This is a genomic window from Bradyrhizobium sp. AZCC 1693, from assembly GCF_036924745.1.
Taxonomy (GTDB): Bacteria; Pseudomonadota; Alphaproteobacteria; order Rhizobiales; family Xanthobacteraceae; genus Bradyrhizobium.
In genome coordinates, this window is record NZ_JAZHSD010000001.1 from 3,605,414 (window position 1) to 3,628,946 (window position 23,533).

Genomic DNA, 23,533 nt, shown 5'->3' on the forward strand with positions numbered 1-23,533 from the left:
GGAAGCGCACCATGGATCTTGCTTTCAACGCCGAAGAGCGCGCCTTCGAGAAGGAAGTTCGCGACTTCATCGCGGCAAACCTGACGCCGGAAATGAAACGCGCCACCGCGCTGACGCCATCGGTGTTCTCGGATCCAGATATCGGCATGGCCTGGCAGCGCGCGCTGCACAGGAAGGGCTGGGGCGCGCCGGGCTGGCCGGTTGACCATGGCGGGCCGGACTGGACCCCGGCACAGCGCTGGATTTTCGAGTCCGAATGCGCGCGCGCCGGCGTGCCGAATGTGAACGTGATGGGTGTCAAAATGGTCGGACCCGTCATCATCGGCTTCGGCTCGCCCGAGCAGAAGAACTTTTATCTGCCGCGGATTCTTTCCGGCGAGGACTACTGGTGCCAGGGCTATTCCGAACCCGGCTCCGGCTCCGACCTCTCCTCCCTGAAAACCCGCGCGGTGCGCGACGGCGACGACTACATCATCAACGGCACCAAGATCTGGACCACGCATGCGCATCACGCCAACCGGATGTTCGCGCTGGTGCGCACCAACGAGACCGAGCGGCAGCAGGACGGCATCTCCTTTATCCTGATCGAAATGAAGAGCCCGGGCATCACGACGCGGCCGATCCTCACCATTGGCGGCGACCACGAGGTCAACCAGGTGTTCTTCGACGACGTGCGCGTGCCCGTCGCCAATCGCGTCGGCGAGGAGGGCAAGGGCTGGACCTACGGCAAATATCTGCTCGAATTCGAGCGCGGCGCGGGCATCGCTTCGGCCAAACTGCGCGACGCGCTGAAGACGGTTTCCGACCTCGCCGAATCCGACGCCACCGGCCGCGCCATCGACGATCCCGATATCGCGGTGCGCATGTCCGAGATCGAGGTCGATATCGATACGCTTGAAATGACCGAACTGCGCGTGCTGTCTGCGCTGCAGACCGGGCAGAATCCCGGCGCGGTGTCGTCGCTATTAAAACTGCGCGTCAGCGAAATCCGCCAGGCGGTGACGCGGCTCGGCGTCGAGGTGATCGGCAATGACGGTCTCTATGTCGAGCCGGTGCGGCCGCTCTACCGGCTGAACGAGGCGCCGGGAATCCCGGAGGAGATGCTCCCCGTCGTGCCGGAATATCTCAACGGCCGGGCGTATACGATCTTCGGTGGCTCGTCGGAGATCCAGCGCGATATCGTCGCGAAGATGGTGTTGGGGTTGTAACCGCCTGCGATGGCCTCGCGATTTTCACCGTCATGGCCGGGCTTGTCCCGGCCATCCACGTCTTCCTCGCCGCAAGACCGCCAAGACGTGGATGCCCGGGACAAGCCCGGGCATGACGAGCTTCCTGTTGCTGCGTCTACCTACGCCCCTGCCGCCTTCGTATCCCTTATCGCCTGCCAGATCTTCGCCGGCGTCAGCGGGGTGTTGAGCTGCTTGATGCCGAGTTCGCTCAAGGCATCCATCACGCCATTGGCGACACAGGGCGGGCCGCCGATGGCGCCGGATTCGCCGCAGCCCTTGGCGCCGAGCGGATTGGTGCGGCAAGGTGCGGAATCATCCAGCGTCACGACGATCGGCGGAACGTCGTCGGCGCGCGGCACGCAGTAATCCTGATAGCTCGCGGTCAGTAGCTGGCCTTCCTCGCTGTAGGCGACGCCCTCATAGAGCGCCTGCCCGATGCCTTGCGCGACGCCGCCATGCACCTGGCCGGTCACCAGCATGGGGTTCACGGCGATGCCGACGTCGTCGACCGTAGTGTAGCGTACCACCTTGCTCACGCCGGTTTCCGGATCGATCTCGACCTCGCAGATATGCGTGCCGTTCGGCCAGCTCGGCCCGTCGACCTCGCCTTCACTGTCGACCGAGAGCCGCGCGCCGTCTTCGTTCTTCGCGATCTCGAACAGGCTGATGCGCTTGTCGGTGCCGACCACACTGAGCCAGCCGTCGCGATACTCGATATCCTCGACGGAAGTCTCCAGCACGTTCGAGGCCTTCTCGCGCGCCTTCTGGATCATGTCATTGCTCGAGACCGCGACCGCCGTGCCGCCGACGAACAGCGAGCGCGAGCCGACACTGCCGAAGCCGGTGGCCAGATCGGTGTCGCCCTGCACGACGTCGATCTTGTCCATGCCAATGCCGAGCGTATCGGATACCATTTGCGTGTATGTGGTCTGCAACCCCTGCCCCATCGCCATGGTGCCGGAATGCAGGATGATGCGGCCTTCTGCAGTGGCATGCAGGCTGACCTTTTCGGTGTGCGCGCGCCCGCCGGTCCATTCGATATAGCTGGTGAGGCCGCGGCCGTAGAGCAGGCCCTTCTTCTTCGCCGCTTTCTTGCGCGCGGCGAAGCCATCCCAGTCCGAAAGCTCGGAGGCGCGCGACAGCATGTGCGCGAAGGCGCCGGAATCGTACACCTGGCCGACCGCATTGGTGTAGGGCAGTTGCGCGGGCTTGATGTAGTTCACCTTGCGGATGGCGCGCGAGTCGATGCCGATCTGCCGCGCGGCGGCATCCATCAGCCGCTCGACGATGAACACAGCCTCGGGCCGACCGGCGCCGCGATAGGCGCCGACCGGCGCGGTGTTGGTCATCACCGACTTCACTTCGAAATGCACGAGCGGCAGATCGTAGACGCCGGTCTGCACGAACGGGCCAAGCACCAGTGGAATGATGTTCGCCGTCCCTGACGAGTACGCTCCGGTGCCGCCGATCGAGCGCACGCGATAGGCGAGCACGCGGCCCTTGGCATCGAGTGCGAATTCGCCGGTCGAAGTGAGATCGCGGCCATGGGTGCCGCCGACGAATTCGTCGGTGCGGTCGCCGCGCCAGCGGATCTTCCTGTTCAGTTTGGTCGCGGCGTAAGCGACGATGCCGTCTTCGGGATAGAGGCTCGTCTTCTGGCCAAAGCCGCCGCCGATATCGCCGACCAGCACGCGTACGCTGTCCTTCGGCCGCTTCAGAATGGATTCCGCGAGCAGGTCGCGGGTCGAGCCGGGGGTTTGCGACTGCACGTGCAGGATCAACCGGCCGGTCTTCTTCTCGATCTCGGCGATCGTCGAGCGCGGCTCCATCGCCGACGGCACCAACCGCTGGCTGACCAAGTCGAGCGAAACTTTATGCGCCGCGTTTGCAAAGGCTTCCTCGACCTTGGCCGCATCGCCATAGTTCATGGCAGCAACAACGTTGTCGGGTGCCTCGGGCCACACCACCGGTGCGCCCGGCTTGATCGCTTCGAGCGGATCGACCACCGAGGGCAGCACCTCGTAATCGACCGCGATCGCTTCGGCCGCGGTCTGCGCCAGCACCCGCGATGTCGCGACCACGGCGGCTACGGCCTCGCCGGCATACCGCACGATTTCATGAGCCAGCAGCCGCCGCGGCGGCACCGTCATCGGCTTGCCGTCGGGCCGCTTGAAGATCGCGAGCGTGGGGATAGTGCCGATGTCGTCCTTGATCAGGTCGGCACCAGTATAGACGGCCTCGACGCCCGGCATTTCGGCGGCTGCGGCGGTGTCAATCGAGACGATCCTGGCGTGGGCATGGGGCGAGCGCAGCACATGAAGCCACAGCGCGCCTTCCTCGGGCTTGTCGTCGATGAACTGCCCCTTCCCGGTGAGCAGTCTCTGGTCTTCCAAACGCTTGACCGGCTGGCCCGCACCGAAACGCATATTGCCGGGAAGAATGTTCATCAGTTTGTCCTTCGAGCTTCCTGTCGGATTGGGCGGGGTTTTAGCGGTTTTTCCGCCTGAGACAACTCATTCAATTCACTGCAATAAATGCGCCAAGGCCCGCGGCGGGCTACCGCCACGCTCGGGCATGATCCTGCCGTTAAAAAGGGAGGATCAGCTGCGGCCGATGTCCACGATGTCAATGTTGATATCGCGCGTCTGCGAACCGCGTTTCAGGCTAATGCGGATGCTCTTGCCGGCGCCAACCTGCTCGATCTGGTCGGTCAGGTCGGAAAGCCGGTGCACCGGCTTCCCCTCGGCCTGGACAATGACGTCGCCGAGTGCGCCCGAGCCGAAATCGACGCCGCGAATGCCGGCACGCTCGGCAGGGCTTCCGGGCGCGGTGCGCACGATGATCACCCCTTCGATGCCGAGCCTGGTTGAAACGGCCTCGCTGGCGGCGACAATGCCGATCCCGGGCGTCGGCACGCGACCGTTCTTGATGAGTTCGGGGACCACGCGATTGACGATGTCGACGGGGATCGCAAAGCCGATGCCGGCGCTGGAGCCCGAAGGCGAGATGATGGCCGTGTTGACGCCGATCAACCGTCCCGCCGAATCCAGAAGCGGCCCACCCGAATTGCCGGGATTGATCGCGGTGTCGGTCTGGATCACGTTGGCGATTTCGCGGCCGCTGCTGGTCGGCAGCCGGCGCTTGAGCGCGCTGATGATGCCGCTGGTCAACGACTGGTCGAGCCCGAACGGATTACCGATCGCGAACGCCGATTGACCGACCTTGAGTTCGGTCGAACTGCCCAGCGCCACCGGCGGCGGCAACTGACGGGCATTCTTGATCCGCAACACCGCAAGGTCATAGTTGGGCGCGACGCCAATGACTTCGGCCTTCGCCACCTCCCCTGACGCGAAGCGAACCGCAACCTCGCTGCCGTTCTGTACAACGTGATTGTTGGTGACCACGTGGCCGGCATTGTCCCAGACGAAGCCGGTGCCGGAAGCCGCCCCAGCCGCGGCTTCTCCACCTTCGTCTTCGGCCAGAGGATTGCCGGCGGCAGATCGCGCCGCCACCTGCACCACCGACGGCGACACCCGCTCGAACAGTTCGATATTGGCACGCTCGGCCTCGGACAGTGGCCCGCGCTGGTCGACGGTCCGCGCGACCGTGTTGGTCCACGGGCTGTAGCGGATATTGGAGACGGTAAGCGCCACCAGGACGCCTGCGACAATGGCGGCGAAAAGCACGAAACGACGGTTCATCGATCACTCATCCGGCAATGCCGCTCGCTCGCGAGGGCGAGCGGGAGGCAGGCCCTTCGGCCCGTTGGGGTGTCCCGCGTGACCAAACGCCCCGGCTGGCCAAAAGTTTCTGGTCTTTCAGAGACTTGTTGGCGCACTAAAGTTGCAATCATGCACGATCCAGGGAGCGCGATTTGTCGCGCAAGCAGCCCCGCCATTGAAACCAAACCTCCCTGTTCCCATTGTCAGGGTATGCGCCCGGAGTTCAACCATGAACAACAAGACGCGTTTCAACGTGGGCTACGCGATCGCTGCAATCCTTGCCGTCTTCGTGATCCAGTACTTCGTCTCCACGGCCAGCCAGATTGCCATCATCCCCTACAGCGAATACCAGCAATTGCTGAAGCAGGGGAAGGTTGCGACCGTCGGCATATCAGACCGTACGCTGCAGGGCACGTTGAAGGAGCCGCTGGCCGGCGGACAGAAGCAGTTCGTCACCACGCGCGTCGATCAGGAGACCGCGCAAGAACTCGAGAAATACAACGTCCGCTTCACCGGCCAGATCGAGAGCACCTTCCTGCGCGACTTGCTGTCGTGGACAATGCCGGTGCTCTTGTTCTTCGGCCTGTGGTGGTACATCGCCAAACGCACCGCAGAAGGCGGCGGCTTAGGCGGCGGCCTGATGGCGATCGGCAAGAGTAAAGCCAAGATCTATGTTGAGTCCGATACCGGCGTGAACTTTTCCGATGTCGCCGGCGTCGACGAAGCCAAGGACGAGTTGCGCGAGGTCGTCGACTTCCTGAAAAACCCGACCGACTACGGGCGGCTCGGAGGACGCATGCCCAAGGGGGTGTTGCTGGTCGGTCCGCCCGGCACCGGTAAGACGCTGCTGGCGAAGGCCGTCGCCGGCGAAGCCAAGGTGCCGTTCTTCTCGATTTCAGGTTCGGAGTTTGTTGAAATGTTCGTTGGCGTCGGCGCGGCGCGGGTGCGCGACCTGTTTCAGCAAGCGCACCAGAAGGCGCCGGCGATCATCTTTATCGACGAGCTCGATGCGCTGGGCCGCGCCCGCGGCATCGGGCCTTTTGCCGGCGGGCATGACGAAAAGGAGCAGACGCTCAATCAGCTCCTGGTCGAACTCGACGGCTTCGACTCGCGGTCGGGGCTCGTCATTCTGGCCGCGACCAACCGGCCGGAAATCCTCGATCCTGCACTGCTGCGTGCCGGCCGTTTCGATCGTCAGGTGCTGGTCGACCGCCCCGACAAGAAAGGCCGCGTTGAAATCCTCAAGGTGCATATGAAAAAAGTGCAGCTTGATCCGGGCGTCGATGCCGAGGCGGTTGCGGCGTTAACGCCGGGCTTCACGGGCGCGGATCTCGCCAACCTCGTCAACGAAGCTGCCCTGCTTGCGACACGTCGCGGCGCCAGCGCCGTCGCGATGACCGACTTCAACAATGCCGTCGAGCGCATGGTCGCGGGGCTGGAGAAGCGAAATCGGCTTCTCAATCCGAAGGAGCGCGAGATCGTCGCCTATCACGAGATGGGCCACGCGCTGATCGCGCTGTCGCTGCCCGGCGTCGACCCCGTGCACAAGGTGTCGATCATTCCCCGGGGCGTCGGCGCACTCGGCTACACCATCCAGCGCCCGATCGAAGACCGCTTCCTGATGACCCGGGAGGAGCTGGAGAACAAGATGGCGGTGCTGCTCGGCGGGCGCGCGGCGGAATTGATCGTGTTCAATCATCTGTCCACCGGCGCCGCCGATGACCTCCGCCGTGTCACCGACATCGCCCGCAGCATGGTGACGCGCTACGGCATGTCGGAGAAACTGGGCGGCGTCGCCTATGAACGTGATCCCGGCAATTTCCTCGCAGGCGCCGACCGGCCCTACCCCGTGCGCGAGCGCGAATATGCCGACGAGACCGCCGCTTCCGTCGACGAAGAGGTCCGCGCCATCATCGATCGGGTGTTCGAGCGCGCGCAAGGCATCCTGAAAGCGCGACGCGCGATCCTGGATCGGGCGGCGAAAAAGCTGTTGGAAAAGGAGACCCTGGAGCAGAGCGATCTCGAGGCGTTGATCCGCGAAACGCCGAAAGAGGCGCTCCGGGCCGTTTAGGGCTTATGCGAGATCGCGTAGCGCCGCCTCGACGACCTTGCGCTGCTCGGCCGTCAGCGCCGCTTGCGGCGGGACCGGGTCGCCGACCGCATAGCCCTGAATGTCGAGCCCTGCCTTGATGCAGGCGGCCAGGTTAAAACGCGCAAAGGCTTCATTGATGCGCCACAGCTTGCGTTGCAGCGCCATTGCGTCATCCCAGCGCGCCGCCCTGCAGAGATTGTAGAGCTCGACGCTTTGCCGCGGGATGATGCAGGCCGGGCCGGCCATCCATCCCAATCCGCCGATCAGCATCACCGCCGCCGGGATGTGGGCGGACGCGGAGAAAACTTTGATGCTGTCGCCGCAGCGATTCATGATCGACAGCAGCCGGCCGGTGTTGGTCGAGGCATCCTTGATGTAGCCGATGCGCGGATGGGTCGCGAGCCGCGCGATCACATCGAGCGTGAGATCGGAGCGCTGGAATTGCGGGTTGGTGTAGATCACGACGGGAATGTCGACGGCGTCGGCAATGGCGCGGAAGTAAGACTCGACCTGCGCGTCGGCGACCGGGAAATACGCCTCCATGATCGCGAGAATGCCGTCGGCGCCGAGCTTTTGGTGCGCCTTTGCCTGCGCCACCGCGTCCGCTGTCGACGTCGAGGCGACGCCGGCGATCACGGGCACGCGCCCCTTTGCGGCTTCGATCGTGGCTTGCACAACGGCCGCGCGCTGCGCCTGGTCGAGATAAGCGAACTCGCCGGTCGATCCGAGCGGCGTCAGCCCATGCACGCCCGCTTTGATGAGGTCGTCGCAGAGCCGGCGCAGCACCTCCGTGCGGATCTGACCTGATGCATCGATTGGCGAGGCCAGATAGGGAAAGACGCCGTGGAAATCAGCCATGGAAGGAAAATACCTCGAGCGGGATAGTCTTGACCACCCATGGCTATCCGGAATGCCGATGCAAGGCAACGCTTCGCAGGAATCGTGCGAACGGCTTAATCATTTGCGCTCCCTGATCCAGGCCTCGACCGCCGGCAGCGCGCGGGCTTTGAGGTCGGCAGAGATCGCAATCACTTCCTGCGCCCGGCCCGCCATCACGCGGCCGCCTGAAGTCGCCTGAACCGGCGCGAACGCGGCGAGTTCGGCGGCATGGCCCTCGTCGCTGAAATTCGTCATGAAGTTGGCGATAAACTGATCGCGGAATTGCGGCCCCTGCTTTGCGAACAAGGCATCGTAGTTCTTCTGCAGAAAATCCCAGGCCAGATCAGGCTGCTCCCCGGAGGAAGCGACCGAACCGATCAGGCCGGTGACGATCGTTCCCGGCACTTCGTCGCTCAGCGTCAGCGCCAGCGTGGCATGCGCCAGCGCCGGATCGCGCGCGGCGGCCGCTGCATAGTAATAGCGCAATCGCTCATTGGTGACGGTGCTCTTGCGCGCCAGCGTCAGCAGCGTGTCGTAGGTCGCTCGGTCGGCCGCGATACCGACGACATGGGTAACGGAATCGCGCAACGCCCCCGGCAGCGATTGCGGGTCGCGGAGGAATCCGGCGAACCGCCGCCTCGCCTCCGCAATGATCTCTTCGTCGCCGAGTTCGCCGAGTGTCCAGATCAAGCTGCCGCGCAGCAAGGTATTGTCGTCGTCACCGGAGCCGTCACCGTCCCAGCCGAGCCGGTCGAACACTGGACGCAATTTGGCGCTGATATAGCGCTGCAGCGCCGGACGCTCGGGCCGATCGCGCGACAGACGGTTGAGCGCGGAGAAGACCGTGATGATCTGATCCCATATCGGGCGGCGCTCATCGACGGCGACATTCTCGACCAAGGCGAGATAGGATGACGGATTGGCGCGGCCAGCCTGCACCATCGCCCAGCCGTCGGCGAGGAAATTGACGCGGTCTGCCGGCGACATCCGCGGCAGCGCCTTCGCCAGCGCGGCCATGCTCGCCGGCCCGTACTCGACCCGGTAATAACCGATGTCGCCGAGATTGACCTTGTTCGCCTCTCCACACGAGCCGGCCGGGATTTCGGTCGAGCCCTGCAGCAGCAAGACATCGGCCGATCGCGCCGTGCCCACCGGCCCGACCGCAACCGGTATTTGCCAGTTGCGCGGCGGCAAGGCAGCCGTCCGCGCCGGCGCGACCACGAAGCGGCTCTGTCGCAGCGTCAGCCGCTGCGCATCGCCGTGGCAGGCGGTTTCGGCAGATATCAGCGGCACACCGTCCTGTTCGGTAAAGGACGCCGCGATTTCGGTCACCGGCTTGTGGCCCGCGCGTTCCAGCGCCCGCCAGAGATCGGACGTGGTGGTGTTGCCATAGGCATGCGCAGCCATGTAGGCGCGTATGCCGTCGCGGAACTCCGCTTCGCCGAGATAATTTTCCAGCATGCGGATCAGCGCCTGCCCCTTGTTGTAGGTAATGGCGTCGAACGCGACCATGGCCTCGCTCTCGTTGGCGATCGGCTGCTGGATCGGGTGCGATGTGCGCCGGGCGTCTAGCGCCATGGCGAACTGCTTTTGGCCGTAACCGTTCAGCCAGCTTTGCCATTGCGGGAAAAATTGCTCCGCGGCTTTCGTCGCCATCCAGGTCGCAAAACCCTCGTTGAGCCAGAGATTGTCCCACCACGCCATGGTGACGAGATCGCCGAACCATTGATGCGCCATCTCATGCGCGATAATCGAAAAGATGCCGCGCCGCGCGCTGTCCGGATTGGTTGCGGGATCGAACAGCAGCCGGCTCTCGAAGAAGGTAATGCCGCCCCAGTTCTCCATCGCGCCCCCGAAGCCGCCGGGCACCGCGATCAGGTCGAGCTTGGGCAGCGGATATTTCACGCCGAAATAGTCGTTGAACCAGGCGAGCAGTTTTGCCGCGCTATCGAGCGCGAATTGCCCTTTCGCGGCCTTGCCCGTGGTGGCGACGACGCCGATCGTCACGCCCTCCGCCTCCGCCGTGATGCGCTCCAGTTCGCCCACCGTCAGCACGAACAGGTAGGTCGACATTTTCGGCGTCGGCGCGAAGGCGACGTTCTTCAGGTTCGGCTCAAGCGGCTCTTCGCGCACGACCGGCATGTTGCCGACCGCGAGGAAATGGCGCGGCACCGTCACGGTGAGAGCGAAACTCGCCTTGAAGGCCGGCTCGTCCCAGCACGGAAATATCCGCCGCGCGTCCGCCGGCTCGAGTTTGCTCGTCAACAGCCGCTTCACGCCGCCGTCGGTCGGATAATCGACAAAGAAGAAACCGCGGTCGAACTTGTTGATCCGCGCCGTAAACTCGATGCGCAGCCGATGCGCGCCCACTGCGAGCGGCTGTGCGAACGTGAAGGTCGCCGTCTCGGGAGCGGCATCGAGCGCGATTTCCGCGCGCTCTGCGCCGTCGTCGGCGGTAACGGAAGCGAACGTCGTGTTGACGGCATTGAGCGTCAGCCGCGCCGTCGGTTCGCGCACCTCGATGTCGATCACTTCGACGCCAGGAAGCGCGAGGCTCTCGGCGTCAGGTCTCAGCTCGATTGAGTAGCTGATCGGAACGACTGTCTTCGGCAACTTGCCCGACGTCGCGTCGAAAGAGAAAACCGGCTCGGCGCGCACGGCGCCTGAAACAACAAACATCAGCGCGAGCATTGCGCCGACATATCGCGCCAAGGGTGCCGTCTCTTTAAGCTTCACGCCAAGCTCCTATGTCAGCCGGCACAACGAGGTGCCGGACCATATAGCTGCATCCCTTGCCGGGAAACAGCCGGGAGACGCGGCGTTTCGCAACATCCGTTTGCCGCACATTGGCCAAAAGATGTCCACAGTTGTTCACAGGTTCTAACAATTTAACTCACGATAATTTCACGACTTTCTTCGCAGTCTCGCTGCCCCCGACCAAGCGCGAGAGTAATTTTTATGGCTCTGCAGAACGTCGCTGACGCATCCTCTTTCCGAACTTCCGAGCTCGATACGCGCGACTCTGCTCAAGCGGCAGCAACTCCCGGCTTTCGTCACTTCCTCGGCACGCCGGCTCCATCGCAGCGCTTCCGCGCCTTCGGTGTCGATCCGCTCGCTTCGCCTTCACACCATGCAGAACTCCGCGGACTGATGCATCGCCTGTCGCGGCGAATGGATGCTGCAATCAAATGGCCGCCGCACCAGGTTCGATCGGCGGAATACTGGGAAAATCCCTTCATCCCGTCGGGCTATACCTATCTGCTGCAGTTCGTTGCGCACGACCTCGTGCATTCGGCGATTCCGCTTTCGGTCGCGGGCGGTCTCGGCGGAGGGACCACAAACGCGCGCCGCACGCCGCTTCGGCTGGACACGCTGTATGGCAGCGGTCCTGTCGGATCGCCGCACATCTTCGCGCTCGATGCGCCGAATGATGACCGCCGCACCAAGCTGCGGCTTGGGCGAATGCGCTGGAAAGAGAACGAGCCCGCGACCGGGTGCCCGTTCCGCGACATCGCGCGGACCCCGGCCGAGAACGTGACGGGGATCGACCGCAGCATTGCAGGTGTCCGCGTTGCGCTCACCGAGGCGCTGGTCGCCGATCCGCGCAATGACGATCACGCCGTCATGTCGCAGCTCACCGCGCTGTTCGCGCTGCTGCACAACGGGCTCATCGATATCATTCGTCGCCATGAAGGCAACGCGGGGCCAAACGGTCAGTTCGGTGCTGCCTACAAGCGCTTCCTGTGTGCCCGCGGCGCACTGACGGCCATCTATCACAATATCATCCGCAACGACCTGATGCCGCGGGTGATCCATCCAGCGATCTACGCTGTATATAATGGACAGAGCCCCGACTTCATCGATCGCCCCCATTTCGCGGAAGGCCTTCCAACCGGCGACTGGGAAATTCCGCTCGAGTTCTCGCACGGCGCATTCCGCTTCGGCCATGCTATGGTGCGACCCGAATACCAGATCAATGACCTGTCCCTCCACGACCTCAACAACGCGCTCGAAAAGAGCTCCGTAAACGACCCCGCGAATATGCCGCTCGACGAGACGTGGATGGTGCAGTGGTCGCGTTTTTTCGAGATCAACGGGTCGACGCCGAATTTCAGCCGCCGCATCGGACCACATCTCAGCGATGGGCTGGGCAATGATCAGATCTTTCCGGCGTTCGACGAAACGGAACGGGTCGGCCTGCTCTATCGCGACCTGCTCGGCGCAGGGCTGGCCGGCATGTGGTCGGTTGATGCGCTGATTGCGGAGATCGGCAATCGCAGACCGCAGTTCATTGCAATGTCGCGCCTGCTGACCGACCGCGCCTACCGTGTGAATCAGCTTCGCGAATGGCTGGCGGCCGCGCCTGCCTATGGCGCGTTGACGACCCAGGACATTGAAACCCTTTCGAACGAGCCGCCGCTGCCCTTCTTCATCCTGTTCGAGGCGATGCGCCAACCACAGGCTCCGGGCCTGCATCTCGGCCCGCTCGGCTCAATCATCGTCTCTGAAGTCATTCTCGGCGCGCTCGCCGGCGACCCGCGTTGCATGGACGGCGGCTCGCTTGCCGGCCAATTGGCGGCAACTTCCCGCGAATTTTACCCGGCAGACGTACTTCAGGACATTCCCGATATCTCAAGTATGGCGCAGCTAGTGGAATTCACCACGGAAATTGCCGAGCTGCAGCAAGCCGTGCCTGCATTTTTGTGAAGCGGAATCCTCCGCTTCACGCAACCCGGAGAGTGAAGCTATGGCAATCGAAAGAATGCAAGTGACCAACCATGAGCGGTGGGGCAACCTGGTGAAGACCTGGTCCACCGGCAAGAACTATCTCGACGACGACAACGAATATCCCATCCCGACCACCGTCGACGAATTCAAGGAGCAACTTGCCAAGGCGCAGGTGTTCATGACGGTTCCGGAACGCTTCAAGAAGGTAAAGTTCGTCGAGCAGGAAATGGACACGATCGTGGTGCGTCTACCGCCCGCCGTGATGATCGCAGATTCCGAAGAAAGTCTCAAAAAGCCCGGCGCGACCTATCCGCTTCCGCCGTTCTACAAGCGCCTGTTCAACGGCCTGGATCCGGTAATTCCGGAGAGCGACAAGTTCCGCGTGCATGCCGAACGTGTCGGCGACTACACCATCAGCTACTGTGCTTGATGATCTAGCTCCGCGTTAGGTAAGTGATGCCATCGACAGGAAGCCCTCCGCCACGCAAACTTTGGCGCAGGGCTTCCCACCGCTCCTTCACGCTGATTGGATGCGCTTGCATGACCCAGCGCGCCGCCGCCTCGTCCGTCGGCGTGGACGATCCAACCCAGAATGAACGCAGACCGTTCACAAAGCGCTGGATTTCCTGCTGCGCCTGCACACGCTCCCCAAGCTGGAACAGCGCAGCCGCGCGCCATGCCGGCAGGACCTTGTTGATGCCCTGCGCGCGATCGCACGCCTCGATGGTGCCTTCATAGTCTCCGCAAAAGAACCGCACACTGCCGTGATACGCCCATTCGAGATAGGAGGGCGCAGGTGAGAGTGCGAGAGACCTTTCGGCGCGAACGCGGGCATCCTCGATCGATCCGCATATTGCCGAGTAGTGAGCGCTGGACAGCAGCGTCCAGGGGTCATTGTCGTTAAGCTCACATGCCAACTCCATGTGCGGCGCTGCTTCTGTCTCGCGAAGCGCCATCACATAGGACCAGCCGCAGCAAAGATGCGCCCTGGAATCGACGGGGTCCAGTTGAACGGCGGTCTTCGCCAGTTCGAGGGTGGCCTTGGCCTTGTCGAGATCACGAAAGATCCCGGGATGCACCAGATGCTCGATGTTGTTCATCTGCACGAGGCTGCTGTAGCAGGGCGAGAAACCCGGATTGTCGCGGATCGCATCGCGGAAGATGGCGACCGCCCGCCGCCAGCTTTCCGGATCGAATTTCGACATGAGATTCTGTCCGCGCAGCCAGCGGTCGTGCAGTTCGAGCGATACGTCAGGCTCGCCCGCCAGCCGCATCAGCCGCTCGGTCGACAATTGAACGTTGAGCGAGGTCGCGATCCGGCGGATGATGCGCTGCTGGGTTTCGAACCAGTTGCCGAGGCCGAGCCGGAAGCTTTCGCTCCAGACGTAAATCCCGGAGGTATCGTCCCGCAGCACCATCACGATATTGATTTCGGCGCCCGCCTGGTAGGCGGTGGTTTCGATGCAGTATTGCGACGCCGTGCCCGAGGCGGGAAGCACGACGGCCGCGGGCGGACGATCGACCACGCTCCATTCACGGAAGCGGACGAGACAGGCGGCGAGATGTTGGGAGAACCCCTGCACCAGATGGCTGTGATCCTCGTCGACGCCATGCATCGCAAAGGGCCGCAGCACCAGGCGCGTCCTGGCCGATGCATTGACCGATGGCGAGATCGGGGCCACCGGCTGGAGCGCGGTCCCCCTGACCACCCTGACGGCGAATTCGTCATTCGCCGCCGAGGCGGCACGGTCCGCCGGCGTGCGCTCCAGTATACCGAGCTTGATGTTCGCGACGAGCTCTTCCGTGGCCGACGACGGCTCCATCGCATAGTCGCGGTCCAGGAGATCCCACAGCGCCTTGTAAATGCGCAGCGCGCCGGCGACATCGCCCTCTTCCGCATGCGCCCGCATCAGATAGCGGCAGGCATATTCATGGGTCGGATCGAGATTGACGATCGCGGCCGCGATCCTCTTTTTGGCGTCGGCGGGAACGTGCGCGGAGGTCAAGCCTTCGTCGAGATTTCGCATCAGCCGTTCATGGATGGTCTGCCGCTTGGCCAGCACCCAGACCCGGAACGACGGGTCGAGATCGTCCATTCCTTCGAGCAGCCGCCCGTCAAGCTGTGGCGTATCGAGCAGCAGCGGGTGGACGCGCCCGCCTTCGGCGAGTTGGATCACGCTTTCGATGTCGACTTCGATTCGTCCGACATCGATGCCGATCATCAGCCGCTCCGCGACGAAGCCGTCATATCCGGCCTCCTCGAGCATCGACCGCAGTTCGCGAACGACCTGGCGCAGCGAGGCGCGCGCCTTTTCCTCGTCTGAACGACTCCAGAGCAGGCCAACGAGCCGCTCGCGACTTTCTTGCTTCGCCTCCAACAGCGCAAGGTAACCAAGGACCGCGCCGGCCTTGCGCGTTCGAAGTTCGATTGCCCGGCCGTTGAACCGCACGCCGAGCCGTCCGACCAACGACACCGAAAGGCGCGGAGCGCTTTCGGGCGCCGCCGCGGCCTGGTCTGCTGTCATGACGTTTGTGCTGGCCGGCATGCAAGGTTTCCGGAACCGGTTGGTTAATTCCAGCCAGTCTATATCAAAGGGACACCCCCGGTATAGGTTGTGCCCCCTCCGGTTCGCGTGATCGCTTCCCTTAGCCTGGCCGTGACGATTTCGGATGGCTCGAGTTGCAGGCCTGGGGCAATCACGCGGACCACCGGAACGGCGAAGCGCTGGCGCGTGAGATCAAGGCAAAATGTCTCGATTCCCAGTTTCTCCAAACGCTGTACGATTAGTCCAAATATGACGCTCGCTTCAGTTGCGCGAAGAGGCAGATGGGCCGCGTAGTCTGCGACCGGCTGCAACAGTCTGCACTGATCGGCATCGATCGCCGCGCGCTGCAGATGGATGCGGTCCTGGGCGTTGAGCGCGTCATCGCCGCGCTCGCTGCGTTTGGTTGCGACGACGGCGTCAGCCAGTTCGAGCTGACACATTTCGAGTGTAGCCGAGCGAACCGCGGCCTCAAGCGCCGGCCGCGCGGCGAGGCCGAAGGCAAAACCGGAACCGTCCGCCCGGCACGAGACGGCCGCGACGCAGGGCACGCCGATATCCGTCGTGATATCGAGCAGCCATGTCCGGCGCCGCACCGACGCGCCATGCCGGAGCTGCCGCAACAAGCCTTCCACCACGATGCCGGCTTCATGCTGCGGCGGAATCGATCGGGCCAGTTGACCGCCCCGCCACCACAGGCCGGCCGCATCGCGCTCGATCAATTCCAGCAAGCCGTGCAGTGCTGCGGCATCCCGAGACGGACCTGCGGCCGATCCGATGCTCAAGGGGAATGGCGGCGCGAAGTCGCGCTGCGGCGGCGGACGCCGCAGGCAGATGTCGGCCGGAAGCCACACTTCGCCGCCGTCGGTCAGCCGCGTTGTACGACACCAGGAAAGCACCCGCTCTGGTTGCATACGGCGTTCCGAAACGGCAGCGACCAGCGCCAGCGCGTTCGGACCGAGTTTTCCGGCCCAGTCGTCGAGGCCGGGTTTGAGCAACAGGTCGGTCCCGGCCTGCAATTGAGACAGATACTCGATTCCTTCGCCGACGCAGCCCTGAAATGCATCCCGCAACGTCAGACCGACGCCGGAAACGCCGACCATCGGGCTTCCGTCATGCAAGGCATCGGCAAGCGCTGGATCAAATTGCGCGCCAAAGCTGAACAGGCCGGGCGCATCGGGTGAGGCCAGCTCGAACACCCGCGCAAATCGGGAAGCCGCGATGAGCAAATGGGCACGATTTGCGGTCTCCGGATCAATTTGGTTGCTGGATTCCGAGGCATATTCCAGCGCCTGCAGGATACGTCTGGCATCGTGATCGCCGGCGGCGTCCACTTCGTTGCCGAGAAGCAACGATGCCGCGCGTGCAAACAATTCCTGTATCGAATTTTCGGTACCGCTCACGGTGACCTCACGAATCGACGCGCAGACTCCGGACGAGTGGCCAGCCCCGCCCTCGCCCTGGAGGAACTTATGCTCGCGAAAGCCTTAGTCATAGCCATGGCAGCCGATATTGCCCGTTCGGACTATGCCAAGCCGACCTTGATTCGTAGCCGCAGCCGCGAGTGGCTGATCGCCTGCCGCTGGGGAGCGGAGGGCGAATATCTCTCGATCGCGACGGCCGGCCCGATCACCGAGCCTCTCGCACTGGTTGCACCGCAGGTGATCGCGCCGATCCACAGCCTGGTCGGCGTACTGGTTTCCGAATCGGAATCGCAATCCACCAGCACATTCCTGTTGGTGCGGCAGTTGCCTGGTGCGATCGAGCTCGCCGGTACATTTTTTCCGGCCGATGGCTACGTGCTGCTGCAGGACCACGGCGATATCGATCTCGTCTGCAAGGCGCGCTACTCGCACAGTTGCGGCTGGCTCGACGGCAAGGAGATCCGCAAGGACATTCCCGATCCGGCACCCTATTCGGCCGAGGCAATGTCCTGGCATATCGAAGCGACGCGCCGTGACTGGATCGGCGAGTTCATTCCCGGCAGCAGACCACCGGAGCGGCTTGCGATTCGCGCGACCGGCTGACGCCTCCAACCGGGTTTTCGGGGCGGCACGAGATGCCGCTCGTCTTCCTGCGGAAGCTATCCTCGCGAGGGAAACTTCCGCCGCTCACCAAGATCGACAGTATTCAGACGCGCAACCGTGGCCTTGGCCCCCGAAGTTCGATCGGCGATGCTTTCAACCAGCTTGGCGATGCAAGACTGGACGCGCGGCCTGCGCGTTCGCGCATAGGCCTTGAGAACGGGCAAGGCGCCCGGCTCGCCGAGCAAGCGAACCGGTGAATTCAAGCCGGGAGGTCCAGCCCGGGAAGACTCGAAAAACTCACCAACCGAAACGTCCAGCACGGAAGCGATTCGCGACAACCGGCTGGCGCCAGCCCGGCTGGCGCCCCGCTCGTATTTCTGCACCTGTTGAAAGGTAACGCCGATCCGTTCCGCGAGCGTGGTTTGGCTCATGCCGCGGTTGACCCGCAACATGCGAATCCTGGCGCCCACCATCGCATCGAGCGGGCCAGACTTCCTTGTCACCATGGGCAGGCTCCCAATTGTTCAAGCTGGGACCCTAGCACAACCTCAATGACTTGCGGCTGCTAATTTGCGATCACAGGAAGTACTTTTACGCGCTGCTCGACATCGACGTGGTCAATCGTCAACCGGCCTTTCGGGTCGATCGCCGCCTTCATGGCCGGCGGGCAACCGGTTTCGAGGAACTGCTGCAGGACGGCACGGCTCTCGTCCGAGAGCGCAAACAGCCCGCGCATCAATTCAAAGAATCCCGGCTCTTCCGCCACATAGAGCAGTTCACGCAGTTCCGCGCCGGTATAATGCCCCAATGCCGTCAAAAGCCATTCGGTTTGGTCATTCGGATCGCTCTCAGGCACGCGATTCAGATAGTAGACGACCGATTCCGCACTCATTTCATCTCATCCCCCGGTACCTCGTGATAGCTTACAGGCCCCCCGTTCCCGGACGGCTTTCTGGCAGCTAGCTCCCGATCCTAACACTGCGTGGAGCTTCGTGATTTCAGCGTGATCGCAAGCGCGGCGCCCAAATTCGATTCCGCAGTTCCCGTCTGGTCAGGAGTGTGCCGAACTGATGCAACTGGGCGCAGCCTGGCGCAACATTTCTTCTATCGCGCGACGAGCAGTCTGGGATTTCCCGTTGCACCAAACGCCTCACCGCGAAATTAGAAGGCCTTCGCGATGGCGCGCTGGGCGTCCTGCTGAATCGTCTTCAGATGGTTCTGGTCCCGGAAACTCTCGGCGTAGATCTTGTAGACGTCTTCGGTGCCCGACGGCCGCGCGGCGAACCATCCCGCTTCGGATTCGACCTTGATGCCGCCGAAGGATTGATTGTTACCCGGCGCCCGGGTCCGGATCGCGCTGACCGGTTCACCGGCAAGCTGGCGCATATCGAGCTGCTCCGGCCCGAGCGCCTTCAGCGCGCTCTTTTGTTTCGGCGTCGCCGGCACATCGATTCGCTCGTAATACGGCACGCCGAGTTCGGCCGTGAGGGTGGCAAACAACTGGCTTGGGTCGCGGCCGGTGCGCCCGAGGATTTCGGCGGCGAGCAGTCCCATCACCATGCCGTCCTTGTCGGTCGTCCAGACCGAGCCGTCGCGCTTGAGGAACGATGCGCCGGCGCTTTCCTCGCCGGCGAATCCGAACCCACCGCTGCCGAGGCCTTCGACGAACCATTTGAAGCCGACCGGGGTTTCGACCAGCTTGCGCTTCAACTTCTTTGCGACACGGTCGATGATCGAGCTGGAGACGATGGTCTTGCCGATCGCCGCTTCCCTGCCCCATTGCGGCCGATGCTCGAACAGATAGGCGATCGCGGCGGCGAGAAAATGGTTCGGGTTCATCAGGCCGCCCGTGCGCGTCACGATACCGTGCCGGTCGGCGTCGGTGTCGTTGGCAAAGGCGACGTCAAACCTGTCGCGCATCGCAATCAGGCTCGCCATCGCGTACGGCGAGGAACAATCCATGCGGATTTTTCCATCCCAGTCCGCCGTCATGAACCGGAACGTCGGATCGACGGTGTCGTTCACAACTGTCGCATTGATTCCGTAATGCTCGATCAGCGGCTGCCAGTAATGAACGGCGGCGCCGCCCAGCGGATCGATCCCGATCTTCACGCCCGATGATTTGATCAGCGCCATGTCCACGGCGTTGCCGAGATCGGCGACGTAAGGACCGACATAGTCGTGCAGATGCGTCGAGGGCGCCTTGCGGGCGCGATCATACGGCATCCGCGCAACGCCCTTCATGCCGGCTTCCATGTAGGCGTTGGCGGCCTTTTCGACCTTTCCCGTTACATCGGTATCGGCGGGGCCGCCGTGCGGCGGGTTATATTTGTAGCCGCCATCCTCCGGCGGATTGTGCGAGGGTGAGATGACAACGCCATCGGCGAGTCCGCTCGTTCGGCCTTTATTGTAGCTCAGGATCGCGTGCGAGATCACGGGCGTCGGCGTGTAGCCGCCGCGCGCGTCGATCATGATGTCGACGCCGTTGGCGGCAAACACTTCCACCGCACTCACCAGCGCCGGCTCGGCGAGCGCATGGGTATCGATGCCGACGAACAGCGGGCCGGTCAGCCCGGTTTCGCGGCGGTGGTCGCAGATCGCCTGCGTCGTCGCCAGGATATGGTTTTCGTTGAACGAATTCTTCAGCGAGGTCCCGCGATGGCCCGAGGTTCCGAAGGCAACGCGCTGGGTCGGATCGGAGGGATCCGGTTTCGACGCAAAATAGGCCGTTACCAACTGCGGCACGTTGACAAGGGAGGCGGAATCGACCGGTTTGCCGGCAGCGGGATTGGGGGCAGTCACATGACCTCACGGAATAGGTGGTTTCACCTGATTATACGTAGAAGCGATGGCATGGGCAAAATTGGGCATAACGCCTCCGAACCAAGCCGATGCGTCACCTCTAGTAAACGCCGCGTTGCCGAGGCGGTTTCCTGTCGCCCTGCGCGAAATACGGATTGTTCAGGCACTGCGCCGAGCGGCCCGATGCGGACGCTGCGCACTGCGCCAGCGAAGTAAAGCTGCAGTCGATATAGCCGCCGCCGGTGGCGTAGGTTTGCAGGCAAACCGGGTAGCTTGGATCGTAGGCCTGGGCGCGCGCGGGCGCGGCGACCAGCATCGTTCCGGTCGTCAGAATCGTGCAAGCCCATACGCGCATTGGGGGCTCCTTCGGGACTGGTGGACAAGCCAATGGAGCTTGATTACTTCCAACCCCGGAAGAGAGCCTAGTGCGGTCCGCCGGAGGGAAGCGCTCAGCGGCCTGCGACCAGATCGGCGCATTCCGGCCGCCGCCTGGCCGCGTTGCTCTCACCTGCTTGCACACGCGCCTCCTGGGGGTTTCGCCGGGCTGGTCTGCGATAGATCGCACTTGGCCGACGAGATAGTTTAGGCTTAAAGTATTCACGAAAGCTGCCGCCGCGGCAAGGGCTGCGCGCGGGTTCCGGCCGCCCTTGGTGGTAGCCGCAGCCCACGAACAGGAGCGACGTCCGCAATGAGCCTCGACACGCCCTATCGATCGCCATCCGATGCCTTCGCGGCCACGGCCGCGAGGCGGCCGGACGCGCCATTCCTGCTGGCGCCTGCAAGCGCAGGACTGCCCTACGCGTCGGAAGGATTCAAGATCGAATACGGCGCGTTCAAGACCGAGGTCGATCGGCTTCGCGCCGAATACGCCACCGCCGGTTATGGACGCAGCGCGCGGGTTGCGTTGTTGCTTGAAAATCGCCCGGTCTTCTTCCTGCACTGGCTCGCGCTTAATGCGCTCGGGGTTTCGATCGTTCCGATCAACCCGGACGTCCGGCCCGACGAACTGTCCTTCCAGCTTGAGCTGTCGCAGGCCGATCTGCTGGTGGCGACGCCGGATCATATGCAGGTGACGAAGGGGGCGGCGCTCGGACGCGCCCGCTTGATCGACACCGACAGCCCGATTCCGCTGTGTCAGATGGACGTCGTCGCGCAGGATGCCGAGTACAATGACGAGTGCGCGCTGCTGTTCACTTCTGGCAGCACCGGCAAGCCCAAGGGCTGCATGCTCTCGAACCGCTATTTTCTGCAGGTCGCCGACTGGTATCTCGCGCAGGGTGGCGTGGCCGCGCTCCAAGGGGACCGCGAGATCAACCTGACGCCGCTGCCGATGTTTCACATGAACGCGCTCGGCTGCAGCACCGTCGGCATGATGGTGCTCGGCGGCGCCGTGGTACCGCTCGACCGCTTTCACGCCAACCGCTGGTGGCAGTGCGTGGCCGATAGCGGCGCAACCGTCGTGCATTGTCTCGGCGTCATCCCCGCCATTCTGCTCCAACTGCCCGTGACCAAGGTCGAGCGGCAACATCGCGTGCGTTTCGCCTTTGCGCCCGGCGTCGATGTCCGCCACCGCGCAACCTTTGAGGAGCGCTACCGCATCCCGATTGTCGAGGCCTGGGCCATGACCGAAACCGGCGGCGCGGCGGCCACCACCACCGCATGCGAGCCGGCGGGCTTTGGCGCGCGCTGCGTCGGCCGGCCATCTGATGGCATGGAGTATCGCCTCGTTGACGATCACGGCGCCGACGTCGCGCTTGGAAAACCCGGCGAATTACTGGTCCGCGCCAAGGGCGATGATATCAGAGCCGGTTTCTTCAGCGGCTATTTGAAGGACGAGGAAGCTACCGAAGCTGCCTGGCAGGACGGCTGGTTTCACACCGGAGACCTCGTCTTCGCCGACGAAGACGGGCTGATGTATTTCTTCGATCGCAAGAAGACCATCGTGCGGCGCAGTGGCGAAAACATCGGCGTGCTCGAGGTCGAAAGCGCGCTTTACATGGACGCACGCATCGGCGGCTGCGCGGTGACGCCCGTTCCCGACGACATCCGCGGCGAGGAGGTCTTTGCGTTCATCGTGCCGAACGAGAAGATCGACAACACCGATGCGCTCGCGGCCTCGATCGTCAAGACCTGCGCCGAACGGCTCGCCTATCACAAGGTGCCCGGCTACGTCGCCCTCGTCGACGAACTTCCCTTGTCCTCAACGCGCAAGCTTGCCCGGGGCGAGATCAAGACGCTTGCGGCTGCCTCCGTCCGCGCCAACCAAGCGATCGACATGCGTGCGCTCAAGGCCAAGCTGCGCCACGCCTGAGCAACGGGCTGCTGCCGTTATGGCAGCAGCTTGTATTTCCCGTTTTCGATCTGGACCAGGATCCGCGCGCGGCCGTCGACGCCGTGGCGGTCGGCCGGCGTGTAAGTGTAGATGCCGTGCGCGCCGACGACATCCTTGGTCGTGAACAGCGCTTCGCGTAGCGCGTTGCGGAATGCAGGCGTGCCGGGCGCCGCGCCTGATGCCTTTGCGCGTTTGGCGGCATCCATGAACACCAGCCAGCCATCGAAGGCATAGGGCGAGAACGCATCGGCCGGCGCCTCGCCATTGGCCTTCTCGTAAGCCGCACGGAATGCGAGAGCGACCTTGCGGATCGGATTGCTCTCGGGAAGCTGTTCGCCCGCCGTCACCGGCCCGGTCGGGCAGATGATGCCCTCGGCCGATTTGCCGGCGAGCCGCAGAAAATCCGCGCTGATCATGCCGTGATTGCCGTAGAGCGGGCCCTTGTAGCCGCGCTCGGCCAGCGCAATCACGGGCAGCGCGCCGGGCGTTCCGGTGCCGCCCAGCATGATCGCATCGGGCCGCAAAGAAACCGCACGCAGCACCTGCGCGGTGACCGAGTTGTCGGAGCGCGCATAGCGTTCGTTCGCGATCACCTTGATCTCGGCCTTCTCGGCGCTCTGCAGTAGCGAATTGTACATCAGGTCACCGAAGGCGTCGGAGAAGCCGACGAAAGCCACCGTCTTCACGTTCCGGCTCTTCATGTGATCGACGATGCCTTGAACGAGCAGCGGCGTCGGCTGTGGCGTTTGCACCACCCATGGCCCGCCCTCTCCGGCCGGCACCGGCGCGATCGGCGAGACCGCCACCATCGGCACCTTCATTTCGATCGCAGCCGTAGCCATCGCCAGCGTCTGCGGCGCGCCTGACGTGCCGATCAGGAAATCAACCTTTTCCTGCTCGACCAGCTTGCGCGCGTTGCGCGTCGACGCGGCCGGATCCGAGCCGTCGTCGAGCTGGATGACACGGACTTTCTCGCCATCGATTTCTCCGACATACGCCTGGCCCGCAGCCAATCCCTTGGCGTTCGGCACGCCGATCGAGGACACCGGCCCGCTCAGGCCGGTGACGAAACCAACGATGATTTCGGCGCGCATCGGCGCGACCGCGCCGAGCAGGAGCGCGGCGCCGATCAACAGAGTCTTCTTGTTTTTCATGATGTCACTCGATGTGGAAGAAGAG

Annotated in this window: 17 protein-coding genes; 6 read left to right on the forward strand and 11 right to left on the reverse strand. The window is 63.5% G+C overall.

Going from position 1 to position 23,533, the window contains the following annotated elements; genetic code table 11:
* Positions 1 to 11: 11 nt before the first annotated feature.
* Positions 12 to 1,208, forward strand: coding sequence for an acyl-CoA dehydrogenase family protein (locus tag V1293_RS17150; RefSeq protein ID WP_334511066.1), 1,197 nt, complete (start codon positions 12 to 14; stop codon positions 1,206 to 1,208).
* Between the two features lie 140 nt (positions 1,209 to 1,348).
* Here V1293_RS17150 and V1293_RS17155 read toward each other — a convergent pair whose 3' ends face one another.
* Together V1293_RS17155 and V1293_RS17160 are read right to left on the reverse strand one after the other, a co-directional pair.
* Positions 1,349 to 3,676 (reverse strand): xanthine dehydrogenase family protein molybdopterin-binding subunit, encoded by a 2,328-nt coding sequence (locus tag V1293_RS17155; RefSeq protein ID WP_334511067.1) that lies wholly within the window; start codon positions 3,674 to 3,676, stop codon positions 1,349 to 1,351.
* A 153-nt stretch (positions 3,677 to 3,829) separates the two neighbouring features.
* Complete coding sequence (locus V1293_RS17160; protein WP_334511068.1) at positions 3,830 to 4,930, reverse strand: S1C family serine protease; 1,101 nt, start codon at positions 4,928 to 4,930, stop codon at positions 3,830 to 3,832.
* Between the two features lie 250 nt (positions 4,931 to 5,180).
* On the opposite strand from V1293_RS17160, the gene ftsH reads away from it, so the two are divergent.
* Positions 5,181 to 7,022: an ATP-dependent zinc metalloprotease FtsH gene (gene ftsH / locus V1293_RS17165; RefSeq protein WP_334511069.1), complete on the forward strand. Its 1,842-nt coding sequence runs from the start codon at positions 5,181 to 5,183 to the stop codon at positions 7,020 to 7,022.
* A 3-nt stretch (positions 7,023 to 7,025) separates the two neighbouring features.
* On the opposite strand, the gene V1293_RS17170 is transcribed toward ftsH, so the two are convergent.
* Together V1293_RS17170 and V1293_RS17175 are read right to left on the reverse strand one after the other, a co-directional pair.
* Positions 7,026 to 7,901 carry a dihydrodipicolinate synthase family protein gene (locus V1293_RS17170; protein ID WP_334511070.1) on the reverse strand — a complete coding sequence of 292 codons (876 nt, stop codon included), beginning with the start codon at positions 7,899 to 7,901 and terminating at the stop codon, positions 7,026 to 7,028.
* Positions 7,902 to 8,000: 99 nt separating this feature from the next.
* Positions 8,001 to 10,658, reverse strand: coding sequence for a M1 family metallopeptidase (locus tag V1293_RS17175; protein WP_334511071.1), 2,658 nt, complete (start codon positions 10,656 to 10,658; stop codon positions 8,001 to 8,003).
* A 798-nt stretch (positions 10,659 to 11,456) separates the two neighbouring features.
* Here V1293_RS17175 and V1293_RS17180 point away from each other — a divergent pair.
* Both V1293_RS17180 and V1293_RS17185 read left to right on the forward strand, forming a co-directional pair.
* Positions 11,457 to 12,629, forward strand: coding sequence for a peroxidase family protein (locus V1293_RS17180; RefSeq protein ID WP_334511072.1), 1,173 nt, complete (start codon positions 11,457 to 11,459; stop codon positions 12,627 to 12,629).
* A gap of 40 nt (positions 12,630 to 12,669) precedes the next feature.
* The gene (locus V1293_RS17185) at positions 12,670 to 13,080 is read left to right on the forward strand and encodes a hypothetical protein (protein ID WP_057855314.1); all 411 of its coding nucleotides are present in this window, start codon (positions 12,670 to 12,672) and stop codon (positions 13,078 to 13,080) included.
* A 4-nt stretch (positions 13,081 to 13,084) separates the two neighbouring features.
* On the opposite strand, the gene V1293_RS17190 is transcribed toward V1293_RS17185, so the two are convergent.
* Together V1293_RS17190 and V1293_RS17195 are read right to left on the reverse strand one after the other, a co-directional pair.
* Positions 13,085 to 15,196 carry a BTAD domain-containing putative transcriptional regulator gene (locus tag V1293_RS17190; RefSeq protein WP_334511073.1) on the reverse strand — a complete coding sequence of 704 codons (2,112 nt, stop codon included), beginning with the start codon at positions 15,194 to 15,196 and terminating at the stop codon, positions 13,085 to 13,087.
* Positions 15,197 to 15,234: 38 nt separating this feature from the next.
* Positions 15,235 to 16,596, reverse strand: a complete 1,362-nt coding sequence (locus tag V1293_RS17195; protein WP_334511074.1) for a YcaO-like family protein — start codon at positions 16,594 to 16,596, stop codon at positions 15,235 to 15,237.
* Positions 16,597 to 16,665: 69 nt separating this feature from the next.
* Here V1293_RS17195 and V1293_RS17200 point away from each other — a divergent pair, with 69 nt between their 5' ends.
* Positions 16,666 to 17,220 carry a hypothetical protein gene (locus tag V1293_RS17200; RefSeq protein WP_334511075.1) on the forward strand — a complete coding sequence of 185 codons (555 nt, stop codon included), beginning with the start codon at positions 16,666 to 16,668 and terminating at the stop codon, positions 17,218 to 17,220.
* 56 nt (positions 17,221 to 17,276) lie between these two features.
* Here V1293_RS17200 and V1293_RS17205 read toward each other — a convergent pair whose 3' ends face one another.
* The 4 genes from V1293_RS17205 to V1293_RS17220 all read right to left on the reverse strand — a co-directional run bounded on the left by V1293_RS17205 (position 17,277) and on the right by V1293_RS17220 (position 20,377).
* Positions 17,277 to 17,726, reverse strand: coding sequence for a helix-turn-helix domain-containing protein (locus V1293_RS17205; protein ID WP_334511076.1), 450 nt, complete (start codon positions 17,724 to 17,726; stop codon positions 17,277 to 17,279).
* Between the two features lie 59 nt (positions 17,727 to 17,785).
* The gene (locus tag V1293_RS17210; RefSeq protein WP_334511077.1) at positions 17,786 to 18,112 is read right to left on the reverse strand and encodes a hypothetical protein; all 327 of its coding nucleotides are present in this window, start codon (positions 18,110 to 18,112) and stop codon (positions 17,786 to 17,788) included.
* Between the two features lie 269 nt (positions 18,113 to 18,381).
* Positions 18,382 to 20,022, reverse strand: coding sequence for a phosphoglucomutase (alpha-D-glucose-1,6-bisphosphate-dependent) (gene pgm / locus V1293_RS17215; RefSeq protein ID WP_334511078.1), 1,641 nt, complete (start codon positions 20,020 to 20,022; stop codon positions 18,382 to 18,384).
* Positions 20,023 to 20,122: 100 nt separating this feature from the next.
* On the reverse strand, positions 20,123 to 20,377 hold the full coding sequence (locus tag V1293_RS17220) for a DUF3551 domain-containing protein (protein WP_334511079.1): 255 nt from the start codon (positions 20,375 to 20,377) through the stop codon (positions 20,123 to 20,125).
* A gap of 333 nt (positions 20,378 to 20,710) precedes the next feature.
* On the opposite strand from V1293_RS17220, the gene V1293_RS17225 reads away from it, so the two are divergent.
* On the forward strand, positions 20,711 to 22,333 hold the full coding sequence (locus tag V1293_RS17225; protein WP_334511080.1) for an AMP-binding protein: 1,623 nt from the start codon (positions 20,711 to 20,713) through the stop codon (positions 22,331 to 22,333).
* A 17-nt stretch (positions 22,334 to 22,350) separates the two neighbouring features.
* Here V1293_RS17225 and V1293_RS17230 read toward each other — a convergent pair whose 3' ends face one another.
* On the reverse strand, positions 22,351 to 23,508 hold the full coding sequence (locus V1293_RS17230; protein ID WP_334511081.1) for an ABC transporter substrate-binding protein: 1,158 nt from the start codon (positions 23,506 to 23,508) through the stop codon (positions 22,351 to 22,353).
* Positions 23,509 to 23,533 lie beyond the last annotated feature (25 nt).